This is a genomic window from Virgibacillus salinus (assembly GCF_900102415.1).
Lineage (GTDB): Bacteria > Bacillota > Bacilli > Bacillales > Amphibacillaceae > Lentibacillus > Lentibacillus subterraneus.
On sequence record NZ_FNKD01000003.1, the window covers coordinates 645,346 to 671,896 of the forward strand.

The following is a 26,551-nucleotide window of genomic DNA, read 5'->3' on the forward strand; positions in this document are numbered from 1 at the left end:
GTTTTTTGATAGTTAAGAAAGTATACTGCATAAGTAAGAATGGTGGTAAACTGGGTTTTTCTAAGAGAGAAGGGAAATGTAACATGTTGGAAAAAGTAACTGAAAATATATATAAACTAGTCATCCATTTTAATTCTGGAAAAAATGATGTTAATTGTTATCTAGTAAAAGGGGATAAGGGTTACACGGTTATTGATACCGGCATAAACACAAGAGAAGCAAAGAACGAATGGAAAAAGGTGTTGGAATCCAGTATTGAAATTGAAAAAGTGGTATTGACGCACACCCACCAGGATCATATTGGACTTGCTAAATGGTTTCAACAGGATCTTGGTGTTCCTGTTTACATATTCGAATTAGGAATGAAGGAAGTCGAAAAGCGCCGTGTTCCTGGAACCAGAGAAAAACTGAACTTTCTACTTAATACACATGGTGGTCCAGGCTTTCCTGTGAAGGGGGAAGAGGATACTTCCATTTATGATTTCGACCCGGATGGTCTGATTAAAGAAGATGAGCAAATCAAAATAGGAGAAGATTACTATAAACCTATTTGGACACCAGGACATGCGCCGGATCATTTCTGTTTATATAACGAAGAGAAAGGAATCATGTTTGTCGGTGATCATATGTTAAGAGATATCTCTCCCGTAATCGGATTATGGGCTGGTGAAGAAGGTAATATTCTGAAGGATTATTACAATTCGTTAGATTATATAAAAAAATATCAACCAGTTGTAGCTCTGCCTGGCCACGGCAATTTAATCTATAATTTCAGTGAACGTATAAGCCGATTAAAATCCAGACATAATCACCGTTTGCAGGAAGTATTTGAATCGATAAAATATGAAAGTAAAACAGCTTATCAATTATGCCAGGAGGTATATGGTGATAAAGGTTTATTAATTGCACCATTTATGGCAATATTAACACGCCTAATCTATTTGGAAGCAGCTGGGAAAATAAAACGAGAAATCTCTGATGGAGTAGCCGTGTTTCAGGGACAATAGGGTCAGGTTCATTGTCCCAGTTCGGGGTAATGTTCCAGTCCTTGTTTATTTTTTGGTTGGCCAGGAAAAACTGCCGCCAAAAACGTCGCGAACGTCATGGATAACCACAAAAGCTCGATCATCGACAGAATTTATGATGCGCTTCAATCTCATCAATTGAAATTTATTGATAATGATATACGTCATATCTTTATCTTCTTTTAAATAACCACCATATCCTTTAAATACGGTTGCACTTGTTTTCATTTCTTTGATTACTTCGTCGGCTAAAACCGATGCTTGGGTAGAGATTACGCTGACTGCCTTTCTTGTGTCTAAACCTTCCATTATGAGATCTGTTGATTTTTTTCCAACAAATAGAGAAACAATGGTGTACATGGTATTCAGTGGACCGATTACTAGTAGGCCGGATAATACGATACATGAGTCTAGTGCGAAATTTGTTCTAGTTAAATCCCATCCTAAATTATAATGGAACATTCGGGCGATAATACTTGACCCACCCATGGAGCTGCCGGTACGAAAGATTAACCCGGCACCGATCCCAATAATAAAACCGGCGAAAATTGCCGAGACAAGTGGGTCGCCTAATGGTTCAGCTTTTCCCTCAGATATGAAAATAAAGAAAGAAATAAGCGGTGCTGTTAAGACTGATAGAAAAACCGTCCGTCTAGGTAATACACGGTACCCAACTAGTAAAATCACTGAAGTTAAAACAAAATTCACAATTCCGGGGGACCAGTCGAATGCGTAGTGTAAAATAATCGATGCTCCGGGTATGCCGCCTTCCGCTAATTGGTTTGGTATCACTAACAATGTTAGAGCCAATGCGTAGATCATGGAGCCAATAATAATTAATAAAATGTCACTAATGATTTTTGACATAGTTTTTTCTCCTTAATTTAAAGGCTAAGATTCGTTTTCGTCGCTATGCATTAATGTTCCCACAAACACTGAACGTAAAACGGCTATATTTCACACTGATAGGAAAATCGCATTCTACTGGGACAAGGAACCTGTCCCTTACGTCCCTGCATATAAAGCCTTTATTGTTGCCAAACTACATGTGTGGAGGTGTATTATATGGGTGAAAGAAGGAAAAATGATAGTGGTGTCAGCGATGAGCAGGCTGTTAGAAAAGACTTATCGAAGGATTTTGACCATGAATTTGCGAATGAGCCGCTAACTGAAGCTGAGCGACAAAATAATAAGAAAACGAAAAAACGACAATAGCAGTTTTTGGGGGATGTATTAAATCTACATTCCTCATTTCTTTAAAAAAGGGGATATTGGTATGAATGTGAGACTTGAATTAACTTATAAGACTCCAAAAGGAACGGAAACAACATTCAGTTCAGAGGAGATGCGTGCCAAAAAAGCACTGTTATTAGCTGAAGATTTGGAAAAAACAGGACGAATGAAAAACATAATGTTTATCGACAATCATGAAAATAGGTGGAATCTGAAGGAACTCAGGAAACAGATGGAGGAAATCAAAACGGAGCCTCATAATGTGACGATTTATTTTGATGGTGGATTTGATCTGAAAACTAATAAATCTGGCTTGGGCTGTGCGATTTATTATGAGCAAAATAATAAGTCATATCGGCTTAGGAAGAATGCTATTGTCGAGGAGCTTGAAACGAACAATGAAGCAGAATATGCAGCGTTGCATCTTGGATTACAAGAACTGGAGCTTTTAGGTGTCCATCATTTACCTGTTACATTCATTGGAGATTCTCAGGTTGTCATTAACCAGTTGAAAGAGGATTGGCCATGTTATGAAGAGGAACTGGCCAAGTGGGCTGATCGAATTGAAAGTCATGTCAGCCAGCTAGGGATTGATGCCGAATACAAACTAGTTTCCAGAAAAGGAAATAAAGAGGCAGACCAGTTAGCATCCCAGGCGTTAAAAGAAATTGAAATAACGAGTACGAGTGAAGTGAAGGCTTAATTAATTTCTACATATTTTGTTCTTATTCCATTAACAACCAAAATATACTCGAATTAAGTATATAGAAAATGATTTTCCTGTAGTAACCTCCAAATAATCTTTCTATGTAGTATTGTATCTTAATCAGTAGTAATGCATAAAAACTATCTGTCAGCAGATAATTATCAAAATGATTAAAAAAGTTCTATAATTAGAGTAGAATTAAGTAAGGAAAGGGTAACTTGGGGGAGGCAGACTCATGGATCCATTAGATATTGTTGATAATCTACATAACGTAAAGCCTGTTTATCAGCCAATCATCAGTGCTGTTCGGTATGATGTGATTGGTTATGAAGTATTGGGCCGGTTTCACGATGGTCATGAGTGGAGAAGTCTTGGCGCATTTTTTCACGATACCGAAGTCCCAGAAGAATTCAAAGTAGAAGTTGACCAGTACATATTAGAAATAGCAATTTCAAAAATGCTGGAATTAAATAAGGAAGGTTATTTATTTATCAACCGAAATGCCAAACAATTAATGATAGATAATGGCGAGCGTTTGTTGGAAACGCTGCTTACCTTCGAGCAAAGAGGATTTTCTATGGAGAGAGTTGTTATAGAAGTGACAGAGAATGACTTTGATGAAGAGGCGGATTCCCTAAGTCATTTGCTTCAATATTACAAAACCTATGGTATAAAAATTGCTATAGATCGCGTGGGGGCCAAGAGCTCTAATATTGACCGAATCCGACAGCTTGAGCCTCATATTCTAAAAATAAATACTAAGATCATTCGTACTTATAACACGGAAGGCTTTCAGGATATTATGCATTCACTATCCATGCTGGCCCGCCGAATAGGGGCAGCTATGCTGTTTGAAAATATTGAAGTTGATTCTCAGCTTCACTTTGCCTGGAAACACGGAGGGCGGTATTATCAAGGACATTATCTTGCGCAACCAGAATTTGATTTCGCATCGAGTGATTCACTTTCGTTAAATCTTGAAAAAGAAGTTGATGTATATATTCAGCGTGAGAAATCATTGGTAGAGCAACGGTTAACCTTAGTCTTGTCATGGGAAGAAAAGATTAAAAAGTTGCTTTCCAAATGGGAGGGTCCTGATAAGGCAGACATGTTTATTCAGGATGTTACGGATCAATTTAATGAAGAAAGCTTTCGTATGTTTATTTGTAATGGTAATGGCCATCAAGTATCTTCAAACTTTCGAAAAAGGGACGAAATTTTGGAGCAGGAATCACACGAAAAAGGTTCAAACTGGGCGTTTCGACCTTATTTCCTGGAAAATGTGATGCAAATGAAAACATGGAGAAAAGGAATGCTTTCCGACATTTATTCGGATATTGAAACAAGGGAAATGGTCCGTACGTTTAGTTACCCATTGACCAATCAACATTTTTTGTTTATTGATATAGGCTATACTTTCATCTATGAAAATGAATTTTTACTGATTTAAAGGATGTTTGGTAGATGAACCCACCTCAACAAACTTTTGAGGTAAATTGCGAAAGGAGTAATTTGATTTACTATTTTATGTTAATATAGGCATATAGTTACAAATATTTTTTTATTGTGTGGAATTCCTTTAATATCTTACCAATATTTACATATATCGACACTTCGCTTATACTACTAAGTAACTAGTCAATAAAGATTAAAAAATGATAAATGATGGAATACTAGATTCAGAGAGGATTACGAAATGCAGAACCAACTAAGAAACTCTACTTTATTGAATGAGGAAAAACGAACCACTATATGGTTTTTATGGTTATTTTATATCATATATTTTGTTTATGATATACTTTATTACTACATTATACCGCAAAATCCATGGAGTTCAGGATTGAGCACACCATCTTATGGATTAAATTATTTGATGTACATAGCTATTTTTATTCTTTTGCCAATAACCTATTACTATATGAAAAATCAAAACCCTTGGATAATAAAGTATATTTATTTTTTAACTTTTACAACTATGAATATTATTAATGACATTTGGATTTATTGGGGAAGCGATCTTTCTTACGGTAGTGGTAATGTGATTGAAATTGCCATAGTACTGTTTTCACCAATATTTGTAAATAAGAAGTTTTTTTACCTAGTATCTATTGGTACTGTTATTAAATTTGTAGTTGTAGGTATTGTTATACAAGACTCATTAGTAATGTTGCCGTTGCTAATGGTAATTGTGTTGGCACTGATATCCTTTCTTTTGCTCAATCGTTTTTTAAGCTATGTTTCGGCGGTAGAGAATTCCTATGATAAACAGTTGGAAGGTATCGTAAAAGGAATCATCGCAACATTAGAGCTAAAAGACCCCTATACACGTGGACATAGCGAACGAGTTGCTGAATATGCAATAAGATTAGCGAAAGCAACAGAAGAAATTAAAGAAGATGAAATAAAATCTTTTTATTATGCATGTCTTTTACATGATATTGGCAAAGTTCATATTCCGGATTATATATTAACTAAGCCTGGTAAATTAACTGCCGAAGAATTTGATTTAATTAAAACTCATCCAAGTGTTGGTGCGGACGCGGTTCAGCAGGTGGAAGGAATTGCTGACAACATTAATGTTATCTATCATCATCATGAGCGTTGGGATGGGAAAGGATATCCTGATGGTTTAAAGGGTGAAGAGACACATCTGCTACCGAGAGTGACAGCTATTGCGGATGCTTTCGATGCAATGACTTCCTCCAGATCATATCGGTCGGCATTACCTTTAGAGGAAGCTTATAACCAAATTATTTCCGGTAGAGGTACTCAGTTTGATCCTAAGTTAGTAGATCTTTTTGAACAAGTATTTCCTTCCTGGGCAGATTATCACAATAATTATTATAATGAAGATGAAGGTTTAGAAGAAACTGCAACCACAAATTAAAGGGGGTGAATTTAGATGAAAATCCGTAAGCTTAATAAGATTAAAGTTACTTGCTGGTGGTGTGGTTGGTTACGTTAATCATTAAACCTGGTTAGGTTTATCATGGATGCTAAAATTAGCATCCTATTTTTCCTTTTTACAGTGGTGGTGTGAACATGAATATAACCTTGAAATCCCAACTAACCTTACATCCTCTAACGATTCGAGAGGATAAAAAGCATTATATTGTCGAAGAAAGCCTTTCTGGTGATTTTTTTGAGATGCCTAAAATATGTATTGATGCCATCCATTTAATTAAAAAAGATGTTCCATTAGACTATATCGAGCAAAACCTGAAACCACAATATCCAGAGGAGGAAGTGGATTTAGTTGAATTTGCTGAACAACTTGTAGAGCTTGGCCTTGTTAAGGAAATTGATGGTGAAACGCTTCAGATTACCAAAAATAATGATTCTCCTCGAGGGTTTACGTGGCTTTCACCTAAAGTCGGACAGTTCTTTTTTAATAAAGTGACAACAAAGCTTTTTATGGCAATTATAATTCTAAATTTCCTTCTTGTAATTGTAAATCCACAGTTACTGCCTACATACCAGGATTTATTTATCTTTGATGCCATGACATTTAACATTTTAACGTTTATGGGCATTAGTTTATTGTTAATTGTTATTCATGAATTTGGTCATATTTTGGCTGTTCGTTCACATGGCTTACCAGCTAAGCTGGATGTTGGGCACCGATTATTATTTGTAGTGTTCCAAACAGACTTATCACCAGCATGGAAACTGCCATCGAAGCAACGAAATGTTTTGTATCTCGCTGGGATATGTTTTGATCAACTGATGATTCTTATTGCATTTACTCTAAAACTGTCTTTTCCGGAGGCTAGTTCACTCTTCATTGGTTTCCTGGGAATTGTCGTGCTTGATATCTTTATTAAAACGATTTACCAATGCTGTTTTTATATGAAGACAGATATATATTATCTTTGCGAAAATCTGACAGGGTGTTACAACTTGATGGAAAACGGGAAACAGTATTTAAACAAATGGCTGCCATTTATTAAGCAGGAATCCACTACTGAAACGTTTGAGGACGAAGCGAAATTTGTTCGTATGTATAGTTTTTTCTATTTAGGTGGGGTTCTTTTAACGTTTAGTATATTTATCATTTATTTTATACCACAACTATATTATGCGTACTCACAAACGTTACCTGAATTATTACATCCTGGTGGGAACGCATATTTTTGGGATGCGGTTGTTTTTCTTGGGCAAACAATAGTGGTGTTTGGCTTACTGATTTATTCCTGGCATAAATCCAATACCTCCAGAACATACTAAGTATAAGTTTTGGAGGTGTTTTTATGGATAACAAAGATTTAGAAAACGTATATAATGATTATAAGAATCAGACGGAAGCCCCAGCACAAACTGAAGCAGATCCATTTCAGGAACAAATAGTTGCTGTTCGCAAAAATGATGATGGTGATATCATCGCATTTAAAACGGAAAGTGGAAGAGAGCTTGATTATGTGATGGCACTTAGTGAAGCAAAAGAAGGTAAGCTAGCTCATGTAGATGTATTCCATAAGTATGGCAGGGATATTATCCGAAGTGAACCGGATGGTGTGAAAGAGAATAACTTGGATAACCTGGATACGTTTTAATTAAAATTTTAAGGAACAAGATGAAACTGCAATCTAATGTATAGCTGAGGTTGCGGTTTTTGATTTGATGGCCAATCAAAGAAGGTAAGTATAAGTCTACTAGTGAAATTATTGACTCCATGTATAACGAGGATTTCAAAAAGTAATGCGAGTTGTTAGTCAGAATCTGCTGAAAACAGGGCTGTTCATTATAAAGGTGAACATTTTTCGTTTGAAGAAACACGATGTTTTATCGCCCAGTTAATGATAGATGTATAAGAACAAAGTAAAAGTTACGCTTAACAATACAATTCTTCCACAATAATTCCCCCGTCATTTGATATCTTCTTCTTAACTGTTATCGAACTAAAATCAGTTATCCTTCATAATTTATTCCTCAAAATGATTGCCAACAATTTGATTGAATTCTATAATGGAAGAAATGTCTGAATCTTTTAAGGGGAGTGATGTCAAATGCCAATTAATATTCCAAAAGAATTGCCTGCCAGTGATTCTTTAAAGCAGGAAAAAATCTTTGTTATGGATGTAGCACGTGCCAAAACACAGGATATCCGTCCTCTTAATATATTAATCTTAAATTTAATGCCTGAAAAGGAAAAAACGGAACTTCAGCTATTACGACTGCTGGGGAATACGCCGCTGCAGGTAAATATCAGTTTTCTCAGGACTGCAACACATCGGTCAAAACATGTTAGCAGGCACCACCTGGAAAACTTCTATACAACCTTTGAAGATGTCAAAAATCGCCGCTATGATGGAATGATTATTACAGGTGCGCCTATCGAAACATTGGAATTTGAAGACGTAACCTACTGGGAAGAACTAAAGGAAATTATGGATTGGGCGAACAGAAATGTCACTTCAACTCTACATATATGCTGGGGAGCTCAGGCAAGTCTGTATTATCATTATGGGATTGAAAAATTTATGATGCCGAAGAAAAGCTTTGGTATTTTTAAGCATCGCATATCCGATCCTACCGTTAATCTTGTGCGCGGTTTTGATGATATTTTCCATGCGCCACATTCAAGGTATACGAATGTTCCAAGGGAGGAAATTGAAAAGAATCCGGACTTAACACTTTTGTCCGTTTCTGAAGAGGATGCACCGTTTATCATCATGTCCAAAGACGCCAAAAATATTATGATTACTGGCCATTTGGAATATAATGCAACAGCTCTTGCTGAGGAATATGAACGTGATATTGACAAAGGGCTGGAAATCGATATACCAGCCAACTATTATCCAAACAATGATGTCAACGAACAGCCACCAAATATATGGCGTTCACATAGCCATTTACTTTTCTCAAATTGGCTGAATTACTATGTCTATCAGGAAACACCGTTTAAATGGGATTAACTTCATTCGGTAAAGCAGTCATATAAATTGTTAAAACTGCAATCTCATTTTACCGTGAGAATTGCAGTTTTTTGATTGGAATAACGTTAAATATATTACACAACCTAATATATGGAGGTGAATTCATATGGCAAAAGGTAAAAGCAAAAAAGATTTTGCTGATGAAAATAAATTATATAATCCAGAAGCAAAGTATTATGAAAATCAAGGCAGTGCAGATACTTCTAACAAAGTTGCTGGAAACAAACAGATGAATCGGAAAAATAAATAAGCCCAAAAGTTGCGCATGGTACCCTGGAGTGGCAGTCCATGGTATCATACGCTAATTTTCTCTCTTCAATTCTATTATGCGCACCAATCTTTCCAGTTTATCCAACTCGATAAAGAGTTCAATAATACTGTTTGCAATGGGGAAAACAAAATTCCATTTATCAAGCTCAGCCCCTTTCAGTTCCTCGACAAGATAATTGACTGTAATTTGCATCGCTGTCTTGGTTTCCTTCTGCAGATCTATATTGGGGATGATTTTATTTTCGTATAAAAGCAATATATTTTCGCTGTAGCTGTTCATTTCTTTTACCAGTTTTTTTATCACGTTAGATTTATTGTCTGGAATTGCCTCAATTTCGTTGATGTTTTTCTCTAACTGGCGAATTAATGTCTGTTTTTTGCTTAGCATCCGAATCATATGTTTATAAATGATAACGTTCCTGTAAAAGTTTCGCCGATTTTTAATGAACAGACGGCCTCTCTCGTCAGATATAATGTCATAATATTCTGTTGCATCATTAATTAATTGTTCAATTTCTCTGTCTTCCTTTTTCATTTCAGGAATGTTCATTGTCTTATTCGGTAGTACTCTCAATAGGAAGTTTGTTTTTTCGCTGGCACTTTTAATCAGGCTGAATAAATTCTTCTGATGATCCGGTGGAAAAACAATCATGTTAATGATAAAGGCAGAAAACACCCCAATTGTAACCAGTGATAAACGATCTATAACATACATAATGCTTAACCCATTTTCGTTTCCGAGCATCAATGCGATGATGGTTAAGACCGTTAAGCTTACAGTTTTATGCAAACCAAGCCTAACGTTAACTGCAATGGATATGATAACGATTAAACCAACTGAAAGTGGATGATGTCCGAGCAGAAAAGTCCCCAGCAAAGCAAACGCAAGCCCAACCCCATTGGAAACAATAACCTCTTTAATATAATTGTAAGACCGCATAATGGAGGGCTGCATAGCCAGAACAGCAGCGATCGCCGCCACAATTTCCAAGTCGAGTTCTAGCATACCTGTGATCAGTAAAGTTAATACAACTGCAAGGCCAGTTTTCACCATGCGTGGGCCGATATTGAATTCCATGTTTAGCACCCCTAAAATATAACGTATATTGTTATTTATATGCAGGGGACTTTGGGACAGACCTATGGAATAAGTGTATGTAATGACAGAAGAAGCTTCTTAAAACTAAAAAAGGGTCATTCCAGGATTATGTCCTGGAATGACCTACCAAACGAAATGCATATAGTCTTTATTCCTCATTTCAATTCTTTCGTTTCTTCTGTATACAGGGCTGTTTGTTTTATGTTTACTCCAACAAACGATTCTAATATTGCCTGGCCACCAGCAATAGCCAATATAAAGATGAGATATTTAGCAATAAAGGGAATCCACAAAAAAATCACCGCTAAGAATGTGGCGCACCAAATCCCGGCACACCAATAGCAGGTTAATAGGTAACCAATTTTCGATTTTGGCACCTCTTTTGATTCGTTAGCGGAAATCTTTTTCTCCGTTAAAAAAGGTTCCCGGATAAATTCGGTTATTTTATCAAATACGATTAAGTGTGTTAGGCGGTAACTGGCGAGTATAATCATCACAAATGAGATCCAAGAAATTTCCATTTAACCAGACCCTCTCCATTAGTACATTATATTTGTTTACCCTGTAAAGGCGACCATTTTAATACTCAATTTCCTCAAAGTCATCTGGTTTGGGAGTTGGTTGTTTCTGTTTTAACTTATCGTTTTTTGCAATTTCCTCGTTCGTTTCCTGATATGGTTTAACTTTGCCAAATTGTTCTTTTGCCGGTTTATCGTTTAATTTATTATCATTCATTGAGATACATCCTCCTAAATGAAATGTATTTAATTTCTGGATATCAAGTTTAGTTTTCCAAATTTATATCTTTTTATAACAGTAAAATCAGAAGTGACTGGGTAATAAACACTATAATAGGATAATAGTTTTATCTTTCAATCTTTCTCCAATAATCGACAAAATTTTCTTGCGAATTGTGTTAAATTAATTGTCATATTAAGGAGGAGGAAACAGAAGATGAAAAAAATATTGTTATTCACCGTATGTTTACTAAGTGTTTTTGGCATGAACGTTGCTGCTGAACCAGCGAATCCAGACGCAGAACCACAAATTAAGGTTGAAGACGGGGTTACACAAGAAGTATTCTCCAAGGAGGATGCAGTACGTGAAACCGTTTATATTGAAACAACAGTTGATAGTGATGGCGATGGGCAAAATGACAGAGTTCATGCTGAGATTATACGTCCGAAAGAAACGGAGGAAGGGTTGGAAGTACCAGTTATTTTTGAAATGAGTCCCTATCGCGCCGGACTTTCTTCACTGGATTTTCATGACGTAGATGTCGAATTAAATCCAGTAGAAAGAAATGGGCATGGTAAACCTTATGCTGCAGATTTACCTGGCTATTATGACGATTATTTTGTCCCGCGAGGATATGCTGTCGTCCTTGCTGAGAGTATTGGCAGTGGTCTTTCTGATGGTTGTCCTACTGTTGGGGACGAACGGGAGATTCGTGCTACGGAGGCTGTCATTGATTGGCTAAATGGCCGGGCAGATGCATTTACGGAAGATGGACAAGCAGTATCTGCTGATTGGTCAACAGGGAATGTTGGCATGACAGGTGTATCCTATAACGGCACATTGCCAAACGGCGTGGCAACTACTGGCGTGGAAGGGCTAAAAACCATTGTTCCAATTGGTGCGATTAGCAGCTGGTATGATTATTATCGTTCCAATGGGGCTGTTGTTGCTCCAGGAGGTTATCAAGGTGAGGACGCTGATGTATTAGGAAAAGCAGTACTTACTCGTGATAATCCGGAAGTCTGTTCAGATTTAATGAATCAAATTGAGGATGATCAGGAACGAGAAACCGGGGATTATAACGAATTCTGGGACGCACGGAATTATTTGAATGATGTTAAAGATATTGAAGCTAGTGTTTTTGTTGTCCATGGCTTAAATGATTGGAATGTAAAAACACAGCAGTTCTCACAATGGTGGGAAGAATTAAAGCAGTATAATGTTCCAAGAAAGTTATGGCTGCATCAAGGCGGGCACTCCAGTCCATACTACTTCCGAAATGAAGAGTGGTTAAAAACACTAAATAAATGGTTTGATCATTGGTTATACGATATAGATAACGGAATAATGGATGAGCCAGTTGTTGATATCCAACGTGAAGATGATTCATGGGAGACAACACAAGCATGGCCAAATGCTGATGCTACTGATACGAAACTGCATTTTACCGCTGGCAGTAATGATGCAAGTGGTTTAAGTGTTCAACCTGTGCCAAATAAAAATAAAGAAGCAGATAGTTTAATAGATAATGCGCTAATAGAAGCTAGTGAATTAGTTCAAAATCCTTTAATGGAATTACCAAATCGCCAAGCTTATTTGAGCGAGGAATTAACGGGGTCCTATCGTATGAGCGGTACACCAAATGTATCTATTCGTGCCAGCATCGATCAGCCGACTGCTAATTTAACAGGGTTGCTTGTTGATTATGGACCAGATGGTGCTAAAATTGTTACGCGTGGATGGATGGATCCACAAAATATCAACTCGATGTCTAAATCAAAGGCACTCGTTCCAAACCGTCAATACACTTTTGACTGGGATATGCAACCAGATGATTACCAGTTTGAAGCTGGGCATCAAATTGGTATCGTTATTATTTCCAGTGATAATAGATATACGATACGTCCTGAATCTGGAACGACAATTTCCATTGATCCCGAGCGCAGCCATGTGACGCTTCCATTAGTAGGTGATATAATAGAGCTGCGATGAAAAGAGCAAAAGCGATCATCCTAAACAGGTGATCGCTTTTGCTATTTCAGTGGGTAGGAAGCCCACTAAAGGGAGAGCTGGGACAAGGGACCTGCCCCCATTGTCCCGGTTAGATTGTCCGCAATAGCAGTTTTTTCAGGAGTGGGGCGAAGTGTTCTGGGAGTTCGTCGACGCTTGGGATCATTAGGCGTTCTTTTCCATAGATATTCTTCATTGTTAAATCTTCTCTTTCGTCGATTTCTCCGTCTGCTAAGAACATTCCGATGACATCTATTCCTTTTTTGCGTGCTTCAGACACAGCCAGATTTGTGTCAATGATTCCATTCTGATCATAATTGGCTGCAGCTGGTTCGCCGTCTGAGAATACGAGCAGAAATTTATTCTTTTCTCTTCTGGCTGCTAATTCCTTTGTAATAACACGTATGCTAAAACCATCCCGGTTATCTTCTTGTGGCTCAAGCTGCATAATTCTTGCTCCGTTGTTTTGATAAAGGGAATCTGTGTAGGAATGAATCTCGTGAAAATAATTTGGCTGATAGTTTTCCTTTACGTCATTTGCATCCTCCCAGAATCCAACGATGGAGTGGGGGATCTTGAGTTGTTCTAATACTTCGTGAAACAGAACTACGCCACGTTTTGTTTCTTCCATTTTATTATGCATGGAAGCGGAACAGTCGACAAGCAGGGTGAAAACAGCATCGATGTCTTTGGATTCCTGATTTTTTTTATAGAATACCCTTGGGTTTTCGTCAATAATAACGGGCAACAGTTTTTTTGATAATCGGCCAATGATTAAATCTTTCCGAGGTGCATTCATTTTGTGCTCGAGTACTTTTTCAATGGTGGTCGCAAGCTTGCGTTTGTAAGCTTCAATCGTTTCAACAGCATTCTCGTAGGCTAGAAGTTCTTCCTTCGATGGTGTGTTAGCTTTTTCGACAATTGCTACTGCATTTTTATTTTCCTCGCCATAGTTTAGATCGTTGTCATTCGAATGCTTTCCTTTGTTGGAGCTTTGTTTTTCAAGTGAATCGACTTTTGAGTAGTCGTTATTATCACTAGTCCCTGAAGCACCTTGAATTGTACCCATGGCTTGGTCAGCATCCTCAGTTTCTCTTGCTCCACTGCCGATAATACTTGTCTTCGTACCTGATTCTAATTCAAATTGCAGGAAGTTTTGTTTCCTGTCACTGTTTTCATTTTCCTGGTGCCAGGAGGGTAATTGTTCATCCATAGACTCATTATTTTCTTCATCGATATCTTCTTTTTCATCGTTTGGTATGTCATCTGTCCGGGTTAATTCATCGAATAATGTATTCTTTTCATACTTTTCAATATGTGAAATCGGAAAAGAAAAATAGACATTTATCATGTCTTTATAATCATCTTCTATTTGCAAAACCATTTGTTCGGCAATAGCTGTAATATCTTCCATATTTTTTGCTTCAAACGAGGCATAGATATGCGGTTTAAGTTTTGCCAGGCTGCTAAGCTGCTGCTTATTCGCTTTAGGAAAATTTGGGTCCGGCTGATCTGTTTGAATCAATAGGTAGATAAGACAAAATAATTCATCAAGTGAATGATTTCTTGTCACGTTGGTTCCTAATTGAGTTTCAAAGTAGTGCTTCAGGTGTTTTCTTCGGACGGCAAAGTCTCTTTTTGTGCCTGGTCTTATTTTGGTTATGATTTCTTCCAATCGTATATCTTCCAGTAATGTAATAAGTTGAGCAGCGAAATTCGGCATGCCTGATTCGTTTATTTTTTCAATATATTCTTTCATAAAAGGGACTTGTGAATAATGCAGTGTTCCAATTGTCCGCAAAAACACATCCGTTTTATAACCCCGTTCCTTAATTTCTTGATTGCTAATATCCCACAAATGACTGCCTGTAACATTACCATTCGTGAGGTCAATAAACGAACCATACTTATAGTCGAATTTTAAGTCCGGATTATCCGATAATATGGTGGATAGGTCCTGTAATTGCAAATAAAGATCGGTATCTATCTTGGAATCATCCCAACGGTTATATTTCATTTAGTATCCTCCTTTCTCATCTGTTTGTGGAATTAATTTTCCTATTAAAATAGGGTGTCTGCTAAATTTTTCACGAATTCTTTCTCACGTTCTTCTTCAAGTTTATCCACGATTGACCTTAAAATAGCGCGTTTCGGCGGGATAATCGAACTCAGATCACAGGCATCAAGCAAAGCACGGATGGACGCTGCTTCTTCGGATAATTTCCCTTGAGCAACTGAACGAATCAAATCGCTGGACAACGTGACAAATAAGTCAATTATTGTGTTGTTGGTTAGCCTTGTGTTTGATTGAATCAATTCCTTTAATTGTTCACCTTCAAGATATGGAACATCAATGACAATAAATCGGTTTTTCAACGCTTCATTTAATGGGACGGTACCAACATAGCCTTCGTTTATCGCAGCAATAACATTAAAGCCTTCTTCGGCAGTTATGATTTCGTTAGTGAATGGATTCGTCACCGTTCTTCGATAGTCAAGTACACCATTAATTAGCGGTAATGTTTCGGGTTTCGCCATATTGACTTCATCAATGTAGAGGAAGGTTCCACCATTCATTGCGCTCGTTACTGGACCTGGTACGAAATCAATTACTTGTTTTCCGTCCTCATATGCCAGGGTTTTAAAACCCATTAAGCTTTCTGCATCTAGATCGACTGAGCAATTGACATTAAACATTGGCTGGTGGAATAAGTTTGACAGCGTTTCAGCGAACTTTGTTTTTCCAGCCCCAGTAGGACCTTTCAGTAAAATATTTTTCCCCATGCTTAGTGCTGAAATCGCATCAATTAGTAAATCTGTATGAGGTGGCACATAGCCGCCTTGTCGGATTAATTCCTGAAATGTATTATCATCCGTTCGTTGGTTAGTATTAAGTATATTAGTAATATCTTTGGGAAGATTGTAGTTTGTGTGCATTGATAAACTCCTTTCAAGGATAGTTTAAACCTTATCGGAGGAGTTGACAAAGATTGCGGGACGAGGGACCTGTCCCTATGTCCCAATAGAGGAGGGGTTGTATGTTTTCTTTTCGTGGCGATGCGCATAAGTTATTCCTGACTTTAAAGAAACTGAAGGATATACATTCGAATAAGGATCTCAAAGAAGCTGCTGAAATAAAATCGTTTTATGAATCCCTTGAAAGCGAAACCCTCAGATTAATTTATTATCGCATGGTAAAAGAGCAAAACGGAACAGGTATTATTCCTATATTTGTCACGGCAATTCCCTGGCTTTTATTTCTATTTTCTGACAAAATTCAAGACTTTTTATTTAAGGATGGTATTTTAATTTGGGCTATTTTCATTACAATATACTTGATCTTACTAACAGTGAGCGCCTTTTTTCATTTTAAAGAAAAAGCATGGGCTGCGTTACATATTGAGATAATTAAGGATGTTCTGGAGGAAAGGGATAATATCAGTTAAGTTTCTATTCCAGTGTAAGCTTTTGTCAGGAGTATTAAAACGAATGATTTGTTAAAACTAATTAGAAAACTTGGCTTATCGCCAAGTCTTTATGGCGAAAGCCTAAGTTGCACTTATGCAGTAAAAAAGTATTTATACTTTTCTTAACTGCCAAATAAAGGAGGGATTTATTTTGAGTAAGGGCAAGAAGAAGAAGAACAAGAGCAAGGAAGAGTTAAACGATATGAAGGATGATAAAAAATATCGGCAAAACCGGCCGCCAAGATAACCAGCAGGAGGTTAATTACATGTCAGAACAAAATAAAAACCACAATCGGGATACAGGTAAGCAGCAGAATGTATTGAAGTATGATACAGAACCGAAGCGCGAGAAGAATGACACAGATATAGCAGAAGACACCGAATTTCTAAATCAGGAAAATAAAAGAAACAAGAGAAAGCGATAAATGGGAGAGCATGTCCATAGTGGCATGCTCTTTTAACTCGTGTTGAAGTGCATTTGCCGCGCAATGCTGAAGTTCACACTGATTTCGCTGAAGTTCACAAATAGGCTGCTCGAAGTTCACAATTACCCCGCCGAAGTTCACAAACTGAAAAGATAATCGGAATTAGAAAACTTGGCATTCGCCAAGCCTTAATGGCGAGTGCCTTAGTTGCACTTATGCAGTAAGAAAGTATTTATACTTTCTTAACTGCCAAAAAAAGTGCCGGGGATATAATATCCAGCCGGCGCCTTTTCGTATTATATGTGGAAAACTTCAAATGTTTCCGGTTCTGCCTCTTTAATAAATTTACAAGGTTCTTCCGAAGTGATCATATGAAGTCCATGCATCGCTCTAGTGCAGGCAGTGTAAAAGAGTGCACGATCTGACTCTTTGGCATAGTGCCCGGCAGAAACCTCAGGGATAATAACAGCATCAAATTCGATTCCTTTGGCCAAGTAAATAGGCAGAATAAGCAATCCTTTTTCGAATGAATAAGTCTGCTCTGTTATTTGTCTAATTACTATTTTATCCTGAAGCTTTTGGTAAAGTTCATCGCATTCCTTTAGTGTTTTGCAAATAATTGCGATTGTTTCATTTCCATCATTGCGAAGTTCTTCAATCTCGGCAATTACCTTATCGGTTCTATTCGCCTTATTCTCCAACTTAATCAATTTAGGTTTGTTGCCGGATCGCTCAAATGATTCGATTACTGCTTCACCAGGGGCAAAGTCCTTTGTGAATTTTACGATTTGTTTCGTTGATCGATAACTTTTTGTAAGGGTAATTTGTTCATGGTTCTGCTCTAGTGTCGCAGGTATTAGCGGATTATCCTCAGTAGCGTATGCGTATATTGCCTGATTAATATCACCAAGTAATGTCATCCTGGTGTAAGGGAAAATATGCCTGATATATGCAAACTGGAATGCTGAATAATCCTGTGCTTCATCGATGAACAGGTGACGAACTGACCGTTCTGAATCATCACCAAGTAGTCTGCCTTTAAAATAAAGATATGGTGTTGCGTCTTCCCAGGTTAAAAACTTCTGCGACAAGTTGGCAGCGGTATGTGCTCGGATTTTTCCCCAGTCAGCAGGAGTTTGGTCGGTTTCCCAATTCAAGAACATTTCCTGGTATGTCACCAGCACATGAACGAAGTCAAAGCGTTTCACCCGTTTTTTAATCTGGGCAAAGTGGCGCTTCACAACTTCTTTACGCAGGAATTCTTCTTCCAAACTTGAATTTTCTTCATCTTTCTGCTGGCTGGAATGGTATGCCTCTAAATACTCGTCCTTGTCCAGCAGTTCAACCTTTTCCATTACCCAGTCCTTATCTTTTTCCTGCTTTTGGCTTTTTCGTAATTCATGCAACAGCCACGTAACAACAGCTTCCATTCTGTTTGGAAGAGAAATCTCCTCCAGTGAATAGAAGTAGTCAGAAATTTGCTCTTTTGAAATAAGGACTTCGTGATGTAACGTAATATTCCTAAATCGAATACCGTGATAGTTCAGTTGGAAGATGTACTCATCCAATAGCGACTTGAAATCCAAACTTGATTTGTATGTCATGTTAGTAAGACGACTATCATAATCTTTCTCGTCCATTTCCGTTAATGTATATTCCATTTGGGAAAAAGGGGACTCAATTGTAATACCCTTTTCGATCCGCTTTTCCAAAAAATCATAAAAGGTGGATTGCTGGATATTTTCTTCCCCTAATTCAGGAAGTACATTGGCGACATAGCTTGAAAATAACGGGTTCGGTGAAAAGAGCAGTAAGTTGTTGGCGTTAAGCTCTTTTCGAAATCGATACATAAGGTACGCTATTCGTTGCAGGACTGCAGATGTTTTTCCACTCCCGGCAACACCTTGGACAATTAAAAGATCACTCCGTTCATTACGGATGATTTTATTTTGTTCCTTTTGGATGGTTGCGACAATACTTTTCATTGTTGTACTTGCATTATCTCCCAGGGCTTGCTGGAGAAGCTGGTCACCAATTGTAAGTCCGGTGTCAAACATGCTTATAATATTGCTTTGTCTGATAATGAACTGCCTTTTTAATGAGATTTCCCCGGTTATTGTTTCATCCATTGTTTCATATTGCGCTTTCCCGGGAGCGTAGTCATAATAAAGGCTGGAAATGGGAGCACGCCAATCGTATATAAGGAAGTTTTCTTCTTCCAGATCCATCAGGGAGGAGGTACCAATATATATTTTTTCATTTTCATTTTCATTTTCAATAAAATCAATTCGTCCAAAATAAGGGGAGTCCTTTAATTTCTTGAGTTTTTTCAGTTCCTTGTCCATGTTCCCGTGGAGCTGTTCCCGTTCAATCAGCAACTCGGCCTGTTGTTTAACGCTTGCTTGCGTTTCGATTACGTCATCAGGTTCATCCAGGTTAACCGTCACATCATCCCAAAAATTCTCGCGCAGATTGATGATTGTGTCTTTTAATCCTGCAGATTTTTTATAAATCGTTTCCTCTTTGTTGTTAATTTCATTGATAATTTCATTGACTCGATGCTGTTCAGCTTCCCGGCTCATGCCACCAACCCCATTCTTAAAAACTTTTTCATTGACTTTAAATATAACTGATGATATAATATAATTGGATATATTTATATTCATCTATATAAGTAATGATCATTATATTAGTTTACCATAATTAGCTATGGGCAGCAATAGTTTTTACTGTTGTTGTCTTTTTATTTTGTATTAGGCTATTTCCATCATTAGTAGCGAAGCCCCTGTAACCCCTTTTCTTATATATGCCCAAATTAATGTAAAAACATCTAAGCTATGAGTTATCTAACATCTTTCAACTAATTTTAATAAGGTGGAAGATTCTGTTTCTGTGTCCATATGAATTGTCTTTTGACTATTGGAAAACATAAATGAGTGTGAATAATTATTTTCCTAACTGATTTGAGGGACATGGAGAAGGAGATTATGAAATGAAACAGTCAATCAATCCTGTTATTGGAATTACCAGTTCTATTGTCAATCACAATAATATTAAGAGTGTTAATTTGCACGAGAGGTTTATTCGTTCAGTAATACAGGCAGGTGGAACCCCAATTATAATTCCAACTGGTACGGAAGAAATGCCAAAAGTATGGGTCTCCAACTGTGATGGAATTATTTTAAGCAGTGGAGAAGATGTCGATCCAAATTCGTATCGAGCAAATCCTGATCCAAGAATACAAAAGACCAATGAAAAACGTGATAAAACGGAGATTGGGCTTGTGGAACATGCTCTAAAACAGAAAAAGCCGATTCTTGCCACCTGCAGAGGGGCTACAATGCTAAACGTTGCGTTAGGCGGAACAGTTATACAAGACATAGAATCCAATAATCCAAATGCTATTAATCATTATCAGCAAGCAGCAAGACCGGAGCCCACTCATGAAGTTCAAATTGAGAATAACAGTTGGCTTTATGAAATTCTAAATAATACAACCTACAGAGTTAATAGCATTCATCACCAAGCTATTGATAAAATCGCGTCTGGCCTTAGAATTGTTGCGGTCGCTCCAGATGGTGTCATTGAAGCAGTTGAAGGAACAGGCGAATACACCAAACTGTTATTGGGGGTTCAATGGCACCCTGAAGAGATGGCTAGCGAGGATTCAAACATGCAAAATTTATTTAAAGCGTTTGTCGGTGAGTGTATAAACACAGTATAGTAAAGGTAATAGCTTTTCTAATATTATAAAGATTTTTAGGATGTGATTGTGATTGATTCCAGGCTGGAAAATATAAAATACGTATGGTATGCGAGCTATGGTTCTAATTTAAGCAGAGATAGATTTTTATGTTACATAAAAGGTGGTAAACCCAGAGGATCTGAAAAAGTTGAGGTTGGGTGTAAAGATAAGTCTCTTCCTATAAAAGAAACGACATATATAATGCGTTATCCTTTATATTTTGCAAAATCATCAGAGCGTTGGCAAAACAAAGGGGTAGCTTTCATCGGATTAAATAAAGATGAAAAACATCATACATACAGCAGGAAATATTTAATAACAGTAGAGCAATTTATGGATGTGGTAAAACAGGAAAATAACGGTGCTGCATTAGATATAGATTTAATTGAAATTATAAAGGATGGATCTAAAACATTAAGAGATTCTTGGTATGGAACTATTTTATATTTAGGTGAAGAGGGTGGATATCCAATCTTAACTTTTACAGCAGATTGGGATTTAGATGTTCCTTATAATAAACCATCTGAAGAATATCTAAGTATGATCATTAATGGTTTAAAAACAACTTTAGAGCTTGAAAATACTGAGGTATTAAATTATTTAAGTTCAAAACCAGGTGTAGCTGATAATTATAATAGAAACGAGATTGAAATACTATTGTAGTGAGAATTGGGCAGAATGGCTGAATATTTATGCTGGATGTACGTCAGTCTGTCCTTTCAGGCAATAGCAGGATAACATCTTTTTCGCTGGGAAAGTTAGGAGTTATGGAGGTGAAAAAGTTGGCTGACCAAAAAAAGAAGAAAACGAAGGAAAATGTAAATACCGAGCTTGGTGGTATGGGGCTGTATGGAACCACTGGAAATGTAGAAGTTGAAGGTTATGAAATGTCTGGAGATATTGAAAATGCCGGGCAACTTGACAAAGGATTTAATAAAAAGAAAAAGAATATGGGAGCTAAAGCCTCATTGGAAGATTCTCCTTAATTTAAGCAAAGCAAGTGGTCAGACAAGGAGGCAAAAAGCTCCTTGTCTGACATTCATCCTTTTGGCAGTTAATACTAATATTCCTTTTATAAAAAGCTAAGTTTTCTAACTAATCTGCTCCAATTCTGATAAAATATAATTATCAGAATTATTTGGATAGGAGTTGGGTAATTGATGGATCAGTTTATATCTCCGAAGAAAATCTATCATGGTGAGGGAGCCCTAGCTAAGTTAGAGGATATTTTGCAAGAGTTAAAGGTTGAGAGAATTTTTATTTTAACAGATCCTATTTTGAAAAGTCTTGGGGTTATTGACCCTTTATTGAAGATTATGGATAGAATTGATGTAAGAGTTGATGTTGTTACAAACGTTGTACCGGAGCCGCCTCTGGAAAGTGGTAATCAAGTAGTTGAAGAAGCAAGAGATAAACAACCGGATTTAGTTATTGGAATTGGTGGTGGCAGTGCGCTTGACTTAGCAAAGATTGCTGCAGTACTTGCCGGTAATAATGGCCGTGTGGAAGATTACTTGAATTTGAGCGGAACAAGGAAATTAGTGAACAAAGGGCTGCCAAAGGTATTAATTCCAACAACATCTGGGACTGGTGCTGAAGTCACGGATATTGCTGTATTTTCACTCGAGAATACCAAAGATGTGATTACACATGAGTATCTGCTGGCAGACTACGCAATCGTTGATCCTGCATTAACCTATACGTTGCCGCCTAGAGTAACTGCAGCAAGCGGGATTGATGCGCTTACTCATGCAGTTGAGGCTTATACGTCTGTGAATTCAACGCCTTTAACTGATTCGCTTTCACTTGATGCAATGAAACGAATTGCCGGTAATATTCGAACAGCTGTGTGGAATGGCAAGGACGAACATGCCAGAGATCAGATGGCCTTAGGTAGTTTGCTTGCTGGATTAAGCTTTTATAATGCGGGGGTCGCGGGTGTTCATGCCTTAGCATATCCGCTTGGTGGATTATTTAAAATCTCGCATGGTGAATCGAATGCCGTTCTTTTGCCATATGTGTATGATCATATTTGGATGGCATGTATGGACAAAATGAAAAATATTGCTGTGGCTTTATCGCTGCCAATAGATGGGAAGACAGACAGGGAAGTGGCTCAACAGGTAGTAAGAGGTTTTCTGGATTTAATCAAGGATGTCGGGTTGCCGGCAACAATACGAGATTATAATATTAAATCAACTGATATTGACGTTTTGACTGAAAACGGAGTACAACAAACAAGACTGCTTGCGAGAAGTCCTAAAGTGTTAGATGAGAATTCCATTAAACAGATTTACACGAATGCATATGAAGGTCTATTGCAAAATTCATAATAGCGAGGTTGAGAGCAGATGTACCAAACAGTTATCGAGCCAAGAGTCTCTGAAACGGATGGGGTTGGACACATCAATAATACGGTGATTCCAGTTTGGTTGGAAGCCGCACGGATTGATCTGTTCCGATTATTTACGCCTGATCTTTCTTTTGAGGATTGGAAAATGATTATTTTAAAGATGAATGTTGATTACATTGGCCAGATTTTTTTTGGAATAGATGTAATCGTTTGTACATGGGTGAAGAAGATAGGGAATTCCAGTCTGCAGTTATATGAGGAAATTTGGCAGGATGAACGCTTATGTGTAAAAGCAACCGTTACATATGTGAATTACGATTTAAAGAAGCAAAAGTCTGAACCAATACCTGATCCTATTAAACAAGAACTGGAGCAACACTTATATCAAGAGAATTAAAGGATGGAAGGATAACTTAGAGGAGTCATTTCAGCAAATCAGTAGTGATTTTGAAAAAAGTCACGAGATAACTAAAGGTTATGTAAGTTCAGCGCAGTCCCGATTGTTTTCGGTAAAAGATGCCGTTGACTACGCAGAAATGTGGTTAACTAGTTATGACCGGGGGAAAAATAGAGGTAAATAATATTTCAGCAGATGATTTCAAATATAAGTCCAAAAGTGGTAAAACCATCACGATTCGTGAAGCGAAACAACAGGATGCGGAAGCAATATTGGCTGCTTCCTCAGAAGTATTAGTCGATGCGCCATATATGCTAAGTACTGCGGAAGATGCAAAAAAGGTTAAATTAACAGATATGCAAAAGCTAATCGAGGCTTTTACCCAAAACCCAAATCATATTCAGTTTATTGCTGAAGCGGGCAATACTTTGGTGGGCGCACTAGAATTTAAAAATGGAGAAAAAGATAAGATAAGTCACCAAGGTTCTATTGGGATGACTGTACTACCTACCTATCGTAATCATGGTATTGGAAAGGCATTATTACATACGTGGTTAACTGGGTAAAAGCTAACAATACTATTGAGAAAATCTGTCTAGAAGTGATGGAATGTAAAGTAAGTGCATTATATGAAGTTTGGATTTCATGAAGAGGGAAGAAAAGTAAAGGGAGTAAAACTGGATAATAGTTATCAGGAACTAATTTTAATGCATTTATTCGTCTGATGCATATGGGACGAGGTTCCTGTCCCTCTTGTCCCGTGGTTAAATAATGTAAGGAAAGATAAATCTACAGCAGAATAAATAAAAATGTGTGTTAGTTAGCTGTAAGCAGTTCGGTTTCGGACTACACAGACGTTATGTACTCTTAATTGGGCTGCTTTTTTAGTGGCTTGTATGGTAAACGGTGAAAAATGGCTCCTATTCAGTTTTGATTTGTCATTTGTACAATTAATCAGTTTTCAACGGAGCTTATTCAGTCGTCATTCATGTTTATTCAGTTTTCAGTAGCTTTTAATCTGCAAGCGCAGTTCCATCCGCTACAATCTCAGCGATGGCTTATACTCAGACTAAGTAATTGATTAAATTTACTTAGTTTGAAATAATTGTACTTATGAAAAATAACTTTGTTTCAAAGGAGAAGTGAAGGGCCTTTGAGTTTATTTGGCGTTTGCGATGGTTCTAAACGGCACAAATAGTAAACCTTAAGTACAAACTTGTTCCTCTATAGGCAATTAAGAAAGGTAGGAAAATAATGCAAAATTATCGAATCGATCAAAGTAAAGGAATGGAGTTAGGTATATATACATTAGGTGACCATTTACCAGATCCTTCAACGGGAGAGAGAATACCTGCGGGACAACGCGTTAATGAAATTATTGAATATGCGAAGCTTGCTGATCAGGCAGGTATTGATTTCTTTAGTGTTGGTGAAAGTCATCAGGATTATTTTGCAACGCAGGCACATTCTGTTGTATTATCAGCTATTGCTCAGGCAACAGAAAATATAAAAATATCCAGTTCATCAACGATTATCAGTACATTGGATCCTGTGCGTGTATATGAGGATTTTGCAACAATCGATTTAATTTCAAAGGGACGTGCGGAGATTATCGCTGGCCGTGCATCCAGAGTAGGGAACTTTGATTTGTTAGGCTATAGCCTCCGTGACTACGAGGAATTATATGAAGAAAAGTTTGATCTACTGCTGAAACTTAATGAAGAGGAAGTAGTCAATTGGAGTGGAGAATATCGACCACCATTAAAGGATGCTAGGGTTATTCCGCGTCCGCAAAATGGATCAATGCCAATTTGGCGTGCTGTTGGTGGTTCACCTGCCAGTGCCAGAAAAGCTGGTAATGCTGGAGTAGGGATGTTTTTAGCTCATTTAGGTGGTCCAGTTACTGCTTTTAAACGAGCTGTTGATGCCTACCGTGATGCTGCGCAGCGTAGCGGATTTGACCCAGCAGAACTTCCTGTTGCGACGGCTGGTTTTTTCTATGCAGCAGAGACTTCACAGCAAGCTTTAAAAGATATGTATCCTCACATCAATGAAGGAATGAAACGAACCAACGGACAAGGGTTTCCTAAGCAGCACTTTGCACAGGGTGTAGATCCGCATAATGTCATGAACATCGGCAGTCCGCAAGAAATCATTGAAAAGATTCTCTATCAGCATGAAGTATTTGGTCACCAACGTTATATTGCACAAATCGATTTTGGTGGTGTTCCCTTTGAACGGCTAATGAAAAATATTGAGCTGATTGGTACAGAAATTTTACCAGCCATTAAAAAATATACTGTAAAGAAATAGGGGGCAGAGAACATGAAGATTGTTGGGTTATCTGGTTCAATAGTTGGTTCAAAAACTAGAACAGCTATGGATTACACAATGAAAGCAATCGCTGAAAAATATCCGAATGTGGAAGCGACATTAATTGATTTAGCAGAATATAACGTTCAGTTTAGTGATGGACGCAATTATTTGGAATATGAAGGCGACACAAAATATATCACACAAACAATGATGGAAGCAGATGCAATCATTATTGGTACACCAATTTTTCAGGCATCCATACCAGCCACATTAAAGAACATATTTGATTTACTTCCTGAGAATTCATTTCGCGATAAAGTTGTCGGTATGCTTGTGACTGCAGGTTCACCCAAGCATTATTTGATTGCAGAAAATCAAATAAAGCCTATTTTAGGTTATATGAAAGCACAAATTGTTCAGACGTATGTATTTATCGAAGAAGAGGATTTCTATCGAAAAGAAATTACCAATGATGATGTGTTATTCCGCATTGATCGTTTAGTGGAAGATACAGTCGTATTAACAGAAACATATACGAGTATTCGTGAGGCAAAAGAAGCGGAATACGACTTCTAGTAGAGTAATTGCTATTAGAAAAGTGACCGGGACAAAAGTGTGTTAGTCAAGGTAAAATCCGAACTAGGATTCAAAATTCTTGAAATAGAATTTGAATTAGTTCGGATTATTTTGTGCTGATTAGATATAAAATGCGACACAAGTTAAAAGAAAATTAAGAGCTATGACACCGCTCCGGAAATACACTTCGCGCACCTAGGGCGGCTGGCAAGCCTCCTCGTGCTGCGCACTGCGGGGTCTCGCCTATGCCTTTCC

27 protein-coding genes and 1 pseudogene are annotated in these 26,551 nt (G+C 37.5%); 21 read left to right on the top strand and 7 right to left on the bottom strand.

Annotated elements, in window-relative coordinates:
- Positions 1 to 83: 83 nt before the first annotated feature.
- On the top strand, positions 84 to 1,007 hold the full coding sequence (locus tag BLS02_RS15205) for an MBL fold metallo-hydrolase (RefSeq protein WP_092493865.1): 924 nt from the start codon (positions 84 to 86) through the stop codon (positions 1,005 to 1,007).
- Positions 1,008 to 1,052: 45 nt separating this feature from the next.
- Here BLS02_RS15205 and BLS02_RS15210 read toward each other — a convergent pair whose 3' ends face one another.
- A complete protein-coding gene (locus tag BLS02_RS15210) occupies positions 1,053 to 1,892 on the bottom strand; it encodes a YitT family protein (RefSeq protein ID WP_092493866.1) in 840 nt (279 codons plus the stop codon).
- A 198-nt stretch (positions 1,893 to 2,090) separates the two neighbouring features.
- On the opposite strand from BLS02_RS15210, the gene sspO reads away from it, so the two are divergent.
- The 8 genes from sspO (at position 2,091) to BLS02_RS19025 (ending at position 9,150) form a co-directional block, all read left to right on the top strand.
- The gene (gene sspO / locus BLS02_RS15215; RefSeq protein ID WP_092493867.1) at positions 2,091 to 2,240 is read left to right on the top strand and encodes a small acid-soluble spore protein O; all 150 of its coding nucleotides are present in this window, start codon (positions 2,091 to 2,093) and stop codon (positions 2,238 to 2,240) included.
- A 61-nt stretch (positions 2,241 to 2,301) separates the two neighbouring features.
- Positions 2,302 to 2,961: a reverse transcriptase-like protein gene (locus BLS02_RS15220; protein WP_092493868.1), complete on the top strand. Its 660-nt coding sequence runs from the start codon at positions 2,302 to 2,304 to the stop codon at positions 2,959 to 2,961.
- A gap of 238 nt (positions 2,962 to 3,199) precedes the next feature.
- On the top strand, positions 3,200 to 4,414 hold the full coding sequence (locus tag BLS02_RS15225) for an EAL domain-containing protein (RefSeq protein ID WP_092493869.1): 1,215 nt from the start codon (positions 3,200 to 3,202) through the stop codon (positions 4,412 to 4,414).
- A 246-nt stretch (positions 4,415 to 4,660) separates the two neighbouring features.
- A complete protein-coding gene (locus tag BLS02_RS15230; RefSeq protein ID WP_092493870.1) occupies positions 4,661 to 5,851 on the top strand; it encodes an HD-GYP domain-containing protein in 1,191 nt (396 codons plus the stop codon).
- A 155-nt stretch (positions 5,852 to 6,006) separates the two neighbouring features.
- Positions 6,007 to 7,191: a peptidase gene (locus tag BLS02_RS15235; RefSeq protein ID WP_092493871.1), complete on the top strand. Its 1,185-nt coding sequence runs from the start codon at positions 6,007 to 6,009 to the stop codon at positions 7,189 to 7,191.
- Between the two features lie 23 nt (positions 7,192 to 7,214).
- On the top strand, positions 7,215 to 7,517 hold the full coding sequence (locus BLS02_RS15240) for a DUF3892 domain-containing protein (protein WP_092493872.1): 303 nt from the start codon (positions 7,215 to 7,217) through the stop codon (positions 7,515 to 7,517).
- Between the two features lie 453 nt (positions 7,518 to 7,970).
- Positions 7,971 to 8,879, top strand: coding sequence for a homoserine O-acetyltransferase MetA (metA, locus tag BLS02_RS15245; protein WP_092493873.1), 909 nt, complete (start codon positions 7,971 to 7,973; stop codon positions 8,877 to 8,879).
- A gap of 127 nt (positions 8,880 to 9,006) precedes the next feature.
- Positions 9,007 to 9,150: a hypothetical protein gene (locus BLS02_RS19025; protein WP_175476862.1), complete on the top strand. Its 144-nt coding sequence runs from the start codon at positions 9,007 to 9,009 to the stop codon at positions 9,148 to 9,150.
- Between the two features lie 51 nt (positions 9,151 to 9,201).
- Here BLS02_RS19025 and BLS02_RS15250 read toward each other — a convergent pair whose 3' ends face one another.
- The 3 genes from BLS02_RS15250 to BLS02_RS19030 all read right to left on the bottom strand — a co-directional run bounded on the left by BLS02_RS15250 (position 9,202) and on the right by BLS02_RS19030 (position 11,004).
- Entirely contained in the window at positions 9,202 to 10,248 is a 1,047-nt protein-coding gene (locus BLS02_RS15250) for an FUSC family protein (protein ID WP_092493874.1), read from the bottom strand.
- Between the two features lie 176 nt (positions 10,249 to 10,424).
- Positions 10,425 to 10,790 (bottom strand): DUF1360 domain-containing protein, encoded by a 366-nt coding sequence (locus BLS02_RS15255; protein ID WP_092493875.1) that lies wholly within the window; start codon positions 10,788 to 10,790, stop codon positions 10,425 to 10,427.
- Between the two features lie 58 nt (positions 10,791 to 10,848).
- Positions 10,849 to 11,004 (bottom strand): hypothetical protein, encoded by a 156-nt coding sequence (locus tag BLS02_RS19030; RefSeq protein WP_175559505.1) that lies wholly within the window; start codon positions 11,002 to 11,004, stop codon positions 10,849 to 10,851.
- Between the two features lie 219 nt (positions 11,005 to 11,223).
- On the opposite strand from BLS02_RS19030, the gene BLS02_RS15260 reads away from it, so the two are divergent.
- On the top strand, positions 11,224 to 12,999 hold the full coding sequence (locus tag BLS02_RS15260; protein ID WP_092493876.1) for a Xaa-Pro dipeptidyl-peptidase: 1,776 nt from the start codon (positions 11,224 to 11,226) through the stop codon (positions 12,997 to 12,999).
- 109 nt (positions 13,000 to 13,108) lie between these two features.
- Here BLS02_RS15260 and BLS02_RS15265 read toward each other — a convergent pair whose 3' ends face one another.
- A complete protein-coding gene (locus tag BLS02_RS15265; protein ID WP_092493877.1) occupies positions 13,109 to 15,034 on the bottom strand; it encodes a vWA domain-containing protein in 1,926 nt (641 codons plus the stop codon).
- Positions 15,035 to 15,078: 44 nt separating this feature from the next.
- On the bottom strand, positions 15,079 to 15,954 hold the full coding sequence (locus BLS02_RS15270) for an AAA family ATPase (RefSeq protein WP_092493878.1): 876 nt from the start codon (positions 15,952 to 15,954) through the stop codon (positions 15,079 to 15,081).
- A gap of 101 nt (positions 15,955 to 16,055) precedes the next feature.
- Here BLS02_RS15270 and BLS02_RS15275 point away from each other — a divergent pair, with 101 nt between their 5' ends.
- Positions 16,056 to 16,463: a hypothetical protein gene (locus BLS02_RS15275; protein WP_092493879.1), complete on the top strand. Its 408-nt coding sequence runs from the start codon at positions 16,056 to 16,058 to the stop codon at positions 16,461 to 16,463.
- 287 nt (positions 16,464 to 16,750) lie between these two features.
- Entirely contained in the window at positions 16,751 to 16,909 is a 159-nt protein-coding gene (locus BLS02_RS19035; RefSeq protein ID WP_175559506.1) for a hypothetical protein, read from the top strand.
- A gap of 296 nt (positions 16,910 to 17,205) precedes the next feature.
- Here the strand turns inward: BLS02_RS19035 and helD are convergent, their stop codons facing one another.
- Positions 17,206 to 19,491 carry an RNA polymerase recycling motor HelD gene (gene helD, locus BLS02_RS15280; RefSeq protein WP_092493880.1) on the bottom strand — a complete coding sequence of 762 codons (2,286 nt, stop codon included), beginning with the start codon at positions 19,489 to 19,491 and terminating at the stop codon, positions 17,206 to 17,208.
- A 410-nt stretch (positions 19,492 to 19,901) separates the two neighbouring features.
- Between helD and BLS02_RS15285 the strand changes: the two genes are divergently transcribed.
- The 9 genes and pseudogenes from BLS02_RS15285 (at position 19,902) to BLS02_RS15320 (ending at position 26,296) form a co-directional block, all read left to right on the top strand.
- Complete coding sequence (locus BLS02_RS15285; RefSeq protein WP_092493881.1) at positions 19,902 to 20,633, top strand: gamma-glutamyl-gamma-aminobutyrate hydrolase family protein; 732 nt, start codon at positions 19,902 to 19,904, stop codon at positions 20,631 to 20,633.
- A gap of 48 nt (positions 20,634 to 20,681) precedes the next feature.
- Positions 20,682 to 21,317: a hypothetical protein gene (locus tag BLS02_RS15290; RefSeq protein WP_254788787.1), complete on the top strand. Its 636-nt coding sequence runs from the start codon at positions 20,682 to 20,684 to the stop codon at positions 21,315 to 21,317.
- Between the two features lie 110 nt (positions 21,318 to 21,427).
- A complete protein-coding gene (locus tag BLS02_RS15295; RefSeq protein WP_245736151.1) occupies positions 21,428 to 21,640 on the top strand; it encodes a hypothetical protein in 213 nt (70 codons plus the stop codon).
- 174 nt (positions 21,641 to 21,814) lie between these two features.
- Positions 21,815 to 22,987 carry an iron-containing alcohol dehydrogenase gene (locus tag BLS02_RS15300; protein ID WP_092493882.1) on the top strand — a complete coding sequence of 391 codons (1,173 nt, stop codon included), beginning with the start codon at positions 21,815 to 21,817 and terminating at the stop codon, positions 22,985 to 22,987.
- 18 nt (positions 22,988 to 23,005) lie between these two features.
- The gene (locus BLS02_RS15305; protein ID WP_092493883.1) at positions 23,006 to 23,404 is read left to right on the top strand and encodes an acyl-CoA thioesterase; all 399 of its coding nucleotides are present in this window, start codon (positions 23,006 to 23,008) and stop codon (positions 23,402 to 23,404) included.
- A 37-nt stretch (positions 23,405 to 23,441) separates the two neighbouring features.
- Positions 23,442 to 23,588: a hypothetical protein gene (locus BLS02_RS19450; protein ID WP_368073027.1), complete on the top strand. Its 147-nt coding sequence runs from the start codon at positions 23,442 to 23,444 to the stop codon at positions 23,586 to 23,588.
- Positions 23,560 to 24,129, top strand: a pseudogene (locus tag BLS02_RS15310) (GNAT family N-acetyltransferase). The gene BLS02_RS19450 and the pseudogene BLS02_RS15310 overlap by 29 nt, the downstream one beginning before the upstream one ends.
- 529 nt (positions 24,130 to 24,658) lie before the next feature.
- Entirely contained in the window at positions 24,659 to 25,717 is a 1,059-nt protein-coding gene (locus tag BLS02_RS15315; RefSeq protein WP_092493884.1) for an LLM class flavin-dependent oxidoreductase, read from the top strand.
- A gap of 12 nt (positions 25,718 to 25,729) precedes the next feature.
- A complete protein-coding gene (locus tag BLS02_RS15320) occupies positions 25,730 to 26,296 on the top strand; it encodes an NADPH-dependent FMN reductase (RefSeq protein ID WP_092493885.1) in 567 nt (188 codons plus the stop codon).
- Positions 26,297 to 26,551: the final 255 nt, after the last annotated feature.

What these genes read in the sequence shown, in the direction of transcription:
- BLS02_RS15235 (WP_092493871.1), top strand. Translation starts at nt 6,007, where the DNA reads ATGAATATAACCTTGAAATCCCAACTAACCTTACATCCTCTAACGATT.
- BLS02_RS15270 (WP_092493878.1), bottom strand. Translation starts at nt 15,954, where the DNA reads ATGCACACAAACTACAATCTTCCCAAAGATATTACTAATATACTTAAT.
- BLS02_RS19035 (WP_175559506.1), top strand. Translation starts at nt 16,751, where the DNA reads ATGTCAGAACAAAATAAAAACCACAATCGGGATACAGGTAAGCAGCAG.
- BLS02_RS19030 (WP_175559505.1), bottom strand. Translation starts at nt 11,004, where the DNA reads ATGAATGATAATAAATTAAACGATAAACCGGCAAAAGAACAATTTGGC.
- metA (WP_092493873.1), top strand. Translation starts at nt 7,971, where the DNA reads ATGCCAATTAATATTCCAAAAGAATTGCCTGCCAGTGATTCTTTAAAG.
- BLS02_RS15225 (WP_092493869.1), top strand. Translation starts at nt 3,200, where the DNA reads ATGGATCCATTAGATATTGTTGATAATCTACATAACGTAAAGCCTGTT.
- BLS02_RS15220 (WP_092493868.1), top strand. Translation starts at nt 2,302, where the DNA reads ATGAATGTGAGACTTGAATTAACTTATAAGACTCCAAAAGGAACGGAA.
- BLS02_RS15205 (WP_092493865.1), top strand. Translation starts at nt 84, where the DNA reads ATGTTGGAAAAAGTAACTGAAAATATATATAAACTAGTCATCCATTTT.
- BLS02_RS15230 (WP_092493870.1), top strand. Translation starts at nt 4,661, where the DNA reads ATGCAGAACCAACTAAGAAACTCTACTTTATTGAATGAGGAAAAACGA.
- BLS02_RS19025 (WP_175476862.1), top strand. Translation starts at nt 9,007, where the DNA reads ATGGCAAAAGGTAAAAGCAAAAAAGATTTTGCTGATGAAAATAAATTA.
- BLS02_RS15265 (WP_092493877.1), bottom strand. Translation starts at nt 15,034, where the DNA reads ATGAAATATAACCGTTGGGATGATTCCAAGATAGATACCGATCTTTAT.
- sspO (WP_092493867.1), top strand. Translation starts at nt 2,091, where the DNA reads ATGGGTGAAAGAAGGAAAAATGATAGTGGTGTCAGCGATGAGCAGGCT.
- BLS02_RS15240 (WP_092493872.1), top strand. Translation starts at nt 7,215, where the DNA reads ATGGATAACAAAGATTTAGAAAACGTATATAATGATTATAAGAATCAG.
- BLS02_RS15250 (WP_092493874.1), bottom strand. Translation starts at nt 10,248, where the DNA reads ATGGAATTCAATATCGGCCCACGCATGGTGAAAACTGGCCTTGCAGTT.
- BLS02_RS15305 (WP_092493883.1), top strand. Translation starts at nt 23,006, where the DNA reads ATGTACCAAACAGTTATCGAGCCAAGAGTCTCTGAAACGGATGGGGTT.
- BLS02_RS15255 (WP_092493875.1), bottom strand. Translation starts at nt 10,790, where the DNA reads ATGGAAATTTCTTGGATCTCATTTGTGATGATTATACTCGCCAGTTAC.
- BLS02_RS15300 (WP_092493882.1), top strand. Translation starts at nt 21,815, where the DNA reads ATGGATCAGTTTATATCTCCGAAGAAAATCTATCATGGTGAGGGAGCC.
- BLS02_RS15320 (WP_092493885.1), top strand. Translation starts at nt 25,730, where the DNA reads ATGAAGATTGTTGGGTTATCTGGTTCAATAGTTGGTTCAAAAACTAGA.
- BLS02_RS15210 (WP_092493866.1), bottom strand. Translation starts at nt 1,892, where the DNA reads ATGTCAAAAATCATTAGTGACATTTTATTAATTATTATTGGCTCCATG.
- BLS02_RS15315 (WP_092493884.1), top strand. Translation starts at nt 24,659, where the DNA reads ATGCAAAATTATCGAATCGATCAAAGTAAAGGAATGGAGTTAGGTATA.
- BLS02_RS15275 (WP_092493879.1), top strand. Translation starts at nt 16,056, where the DNA reads ATGTTTTCTTTTCGTGGCGATGCGCATAAGTTATTCCTGACTTTAAAG.
- BLS02_RS15260 (WP_092493876.1), top strand. Translation starts at nt 11,224, where the DNA reads ATGAAAAAAATATTGTTATTCACCGTATGTTTACTAAGTGTTTTTGGC.
- helD (WP_092493880.1), bottom strand. Translation starts at nt 19,491, where the DNA reads ATGAGCCGGGAAGCTGAACAGCATCGAGTCAATGAAATTATCAATGAA.
- BLS02_RS15285 (WP_092493881.1), top strand. Translation starts at nt 19,902, where the DNA reads ATGAAACAGTCAATCAATCCTGTTATTGGAATTACCAGTTCTATTGTC.